Source organism: Silvanigrella sp. (assembly GCF_044369315.1).
GTDB lineage: Bacteria > Bdellovibrionota_B > Oligoflexia > Silvanigrellales > Silvanigrellaceae > Silvanigrella.
Genome location: NZ_JBIPMD010000248.1, coordinates 1 through 4,645, shown reverse-complemented (window position 1 = coordinate 4,645; position 4,645 = coordinate 1). Strand labels below are relative to the sequence as shown.

General features: G+C 27.7%; 3 protein-coding genes. 1 reads left to right on the top strand and 2 read right to left on the bottom strand.

Features of this window, described 5'->3' with window-relative positions; genetic code table 11:
• Nucleotides 1–69: 69 nt before the first annotated feature.
• The gene (locus ACIQ56_RS14720) at nucleotides 70–375 is read left to right on the top strand and encodes a leucine-rich repeat domain-containing protein (protein WP_397601800.1); all 306 of its coding nucleotides are present in this window, start codon (nucleotides 70–72) and stop codon (nucleotides 373–375) included.
• A 2-nt stretch (nucleotides 376–377) separates the two neighbouring features.
• Here the strand turns inward: ACIQ56_RS14720 and ACIQ56_RS14715 are convergent, their stop codons facing one another.
• Both ACIQ56_RS14715 and ACIQ56_RS14710 read right to left on the bottom strand, forming a co-directional pair.
• The gene (locus ACIQ56_RS14715) at nucleotides 378–2,759 is read right to left on the bottom strand and encodes a putative inorganic carbon transporter subunit DabA (protein ID WP_397601799.1); all 2,382 of its coding nucleotides are present in this window, start codon (nucleotides 2,757–2,759) and stop codon (nucleotides 378–380) included.
• Between the two features lie 11 nt (nucleotides 2,760–2,770).
• On the bottom strand, nucleotides 2,771–4,324 hold the full coding sequence (locus tag ACIQ56_RS14710) for a proton-conducting transporter membrane subunit (RefSeq protein WP_397601798.1): 1,554 nt from the start codon (nucleotides 4,322–4,324) through the stop codon (nucleotides 2,771–2,773).
• Nucleotides 4,325–4,645: the final 321 nt, after the last annotated feature.

The following is a 4,645-nucleotide window of genomic DNA, read 5'->3' as shown; positions in this document are numbered from 1 at the left end:
CCAGTTATATTTGAAATAACTAGACCAATGAAAAAGGTCGGTTAATTGTGTCTATAAAATTGGGGGAAGATCAATTTAAGAATTTTAGATTTTACAGACAATAAAATTCAAAACATCCCAAAAGAAATATTAAATTTAAAAAAGTTAAAGATTTTAAGTTTTCGCAATAATAAAATAGAATATATACCAAAAGAGCTTGGTTGTTTATCAGATTTAATTTATTTAGATCTAAGAAATAATTTAATAAATGAGCTTCCCGAGTCTATTTGTGAATTACCTGTTTTAGAAAAATTGGACCTGCGTTGGAATAAAAATTTAACTCTTCCTAGCTGGTTAAATCATTTAGAAAATAAAGGTTGTATTGTGTTAACATAGCTTTAATTAAGAAGATTTTCAAATTTATTTTTTGAAATTCTATATAACACTTTTTTAGTATCTTTATCAATTGAAAATAGATGGAGCCATTGATTATCAATTAAATCGCTGAGATTCTTGTGTTTATCAATTATTTTCTCAATTTCAATTTGTGGGGCTTCAATAAAAACACTTAATCGAAGAGGTTCGTGTATTAAATGAGTGCCGTCATGTATGGATTGAAATGGCAAACCAATTTTAAGATCACCGCTATTTCCCTCTAAAACTCTAAATAATCCAACAATATTATGAATTGTCTTATCACCAGATCCAAAAGTATTTCTTTCCACCGATGAAGCATAATACTGCATATTAATCCAATTTGTTACGATCATAGGTGCTGTCATAATGAGTTCTAATGTTTTCATTCCCTCATCTTGTTCAAAATGATAATCATGTAAAAAAGCCCGCCCTTCTAAATTTAAATTTTTGGAACGCTCTCTTGGAGCAATAATAAAACAAGCATTGTTTACTAATGCCCATTCTGGTCTCACTTCTGACCAATTTGACGAACGCTCAGAAGCAGATAAAGAATAATTTTTAAAATAAAGAGAACGATCTTTTTGTGCTAAATGGGATGCTTTTTGAAGACCCTTTTTAAAATTTAAAAAATTAGGATAATCTTTTAGACTAAATTCTTCATCTAAAATATGAATTTCATCACTCACCGTTTCATGAAAAGCTGGCAAAAATATTGTTTCGTTTGATAATTTAAATTTATTTTTCTCCAATATTTTAATTCGAACATCTTTATCATTCAGAATTTGACATATGAAACGAGCATTTAAATCTCCTGAATAACCACCACAGGCGCCACAATTTAATGACGAAGCAAAAGCATTATTTGTAGTTAAACTACCATGGCCACAAATGATAACAATTTTGCTATATTCGTTAATTCCAAAATGAGTAAGAACAAATTCTGCAATTTCAAGCTTTTTTTCTAAATTTAAATTATGATTTAATATAGATGTTTTAAAGAATTTATTTTTAAATAGTTGATTTGATTTTTTATTATGCGAGATAGATTTTGATAAAATTTTATATCCAGATAAAATTCCAAATAATTCTACATAAGCAAATGAAGAAGCAAGACCTTGTTTTAAACCTGTTGTAAACTTATTTAGCGACTTTAAACCTAATACTTTTTTTTCTTGATTTTCTTCAAGAATTTCATTTACAGCAATTTTTGGTTGTATTAAAACAGGACAACGATAAGTAGAAATTTCATTAGTTACCTGATTACATTCTAGTGAAACCCCAAAAAAACCAGCAAATCCATGGGTAGAAACTTCAGGTATTGTTTCTTCTATTTTTCTACGAATCGTTTCAGAGCGGACATCGATACAAAAGATCATTTGAATATCTTTTGTATTTTTATCTGAAAGATGAAATCCATCTGAAATTATTTTATGAGATAATTTTCTTTGATAAGATAACTCAAAAGCTCTTTGCCATATACAAAGCAATTTAAAAATATGATCTACTTCGTTTTTAGAAAATATACTTTCTTGATGTGTTAAAAATTTAGTCCAAGCTTCATCCCATTCCTTTTTTGAATTTTTAATGACACATTCATATGCCATAAAAATTGCAATGATATCTTCTAATTTTGTTCCTTTATAGTTCTTATTTAATTCAAGATCATTTTGCCATATTTGGTATTGAATATGTGAACACCATCCCATAATGTGTTTACAAACTTTCATTAAATAATTTTTAAAATTATTCTCATTATTAATATTTAAAATAATACGACATTTATTTATCATTTCTTCGGGATTTTCAGGAAGATTTTCACCATTTAGAAAATTATTTTTATATCCTAAAAACGAAAGTGTATTATCATAAATGATAAGTCCTTTCCACTCAGAATAAAGTCTTTTTTTGGTGTTTTTAAGACTAAAAGCAGCTTGACCAAGGTCAAAATAAGAAGAACAATATTTTGTAATTTCATCAACAATAATTTCTTTTACGTTAATATTTTCTAAATTTCCTAAAAATTCACTATAAGTGTTAAAACTTAATAAGTGTTCTTGCTCTTCTAAACTTTCTCTTAAAAAGGACTGAATATCTTGAGTATATTTAATATTAAAATGATTTAACAATTCAATAGATTTTTTAATATCATTATATGTTATGACTCCATTTTTATATTTTTCAAAAAAATAATGAATTGGTAGAAATAAATTTTCTCCATTTATACAACTTAATTCAGATAATGTTAAATAAAACGGTTTGTCTTTTAAATTCCAAAATGGGTTTACACCAACAAAGGAATATAAGGGCCATGATGGACTTACAACATTTAATGAGTCTTTTATTATATTAGAAATAGGATTCATAATCGATAACCTCATTCTTTTTTAAATAATTTTGATGAAATTGCAGAAATATAACCACCATTCCAAAAAAACATCCATATTTTTTTGGATTTATCATTTGATAAATCTTGAATCATTTTTGCTATATAAATGCCAATTGAAAATAAAACAAATATAAATATGGTAGAAATTATGTTTATAATTCCTGAGTCAAAGTCTGACGGAAATATATATTTAAATTTTTTTGAAACTTCAACTTCAAAAAATAAATATAAAGAAATACTTATTACAAAAAATAGTCCCGAGTATAATGGGTTTTTTCTAAGTGCAAAAACAAGTTCTTTTCTTGATCCAATTACTTGTGTCAAAGCTAAAATTAATATTCCAATATAAATAAATTGAGCTGGATTAAATGGAAGTTCTTTTTGAAATAAAGCAATTAAAATAAATAATAAAGAAACAGAATAAGAAAAAATTAAACCAAAATTTGATAAATTTCTTTTAGGAGCTTTGTTTTCTTCTAAAATACTAGCAGTAGATAAAAATGAATATGCTTTATAAAAACCATGGGCTATCATATGAAATAACGCCATTGTATATGCACCAATTCCACATTGAATCATCATGAAACCTAATTGGCTAATTGTGGAATAGGCAAGTTGTTTCTTTATATCTGTTTGAGTCATCATAACTAAAGCAGCAAATACTGCCGTAAATCCACCAACGATAGAAAGAATTGTATGGAAAAAAGTAGCGTGAATTAAGATGGGAGAAAAGCGGAGAATTAAAAAACCGCCTGCATTTATGATACCAGCATGCATAAGAGCAGAGACCGGTGTTGGTGTTTCCATGGTTTCGGGAAGCCAAAAATGAAAGGGAAATTGAGCTGATTTTGCTAGAGCCCCCAAAGCAACAAAAACTCCAATAAACGAAGAATATTTTTCATTTTGAAGTTGCGTCATTGTTACGGAATTATGTGATATTGAAATAAGCTCAGAAAAATTTAAGGTATTAAAAAAATAATAGGTTAAAATGATGGCAATGAGAAGTGAGCAATCCCCAATTCGACTGACAAACCATTTTTTATTTGCAGCTAAAATAGCTTTTGGTCTATTCGGATAATAGAGGAGAAGTTTGTGAAGGCCATAACTTATTCCATGCCATGCTAAAAAAAACATCAATAAATTATTTGATAAAACAAGAAGCACTACAAAAAAAATAGTGAACTGATAATCTTTAAAAAAACGATATTTATTTGGGTCACCGTCAAAATATCTTATAGAATATTTAAATATACATAGTGATAAAAATAAAATCATAGAAAGAATGACCACAGATAATTCATCTGCCCTTAAGCCAAAATAAATTTGGAGTGTAGAAAAGAAAGTGCCACTGAAAAAATTAAATTCAAACGAGTTATTTAAAAACACATGTAAAAGTAACAACAAGGCACTAAAAAGCTCTATCACCCTTAAGGCCAATGAAAATTTTAAAAATTTATCCCGAAAACAAAAACCCCATCCCAGCATAAGGCTAAGAAGTGGAATAGACAAAAAGACAAAACTAAGTTCAAATGGAAAATACATTAGCCATTCTCCTATGTTAAATTAAACAAAGGAATTATACGAAATTTTATTCGTAAATTCAAATTCATGAGTTATAATTTATGAATTGATAATGTTTCTTTTGAAGAAGGCATCTGCTAGTATCCAAATGAGTCTGAAAACAGAATTCTCATTAGGTTAAAATTATGACTAAAAATAAGGCGGAGCAAAAGAAATCAAAAGCAGAACTGTCAGTGTACTCTTCTAAAACATGGACAGTGTTTACAAATCACGCCCATGTCATGATTTTACTTTCACAAGATCCAAACATGGTACTTCGAGAGGTTGCTTTAAAAATCGGCA

Bases quoted from the DNA above. Each gene is read 5' to 3' on its own strand.
- ACIQ56_RS14710 (WP_397601798.1), bottom strand. From the start codon at position 4,324: ATGTATTTTCCATTTGAACTTAGTTTTGTCTTTTTGTCTATTCCACTT.
- ACIQ56_RS14715 (WP_397601799.1), bottom strand. From the start codon at position 2,759: ATGAATCCTATTTCTAATATAATAAAAGACTCATTAAATGTTGTAAGT.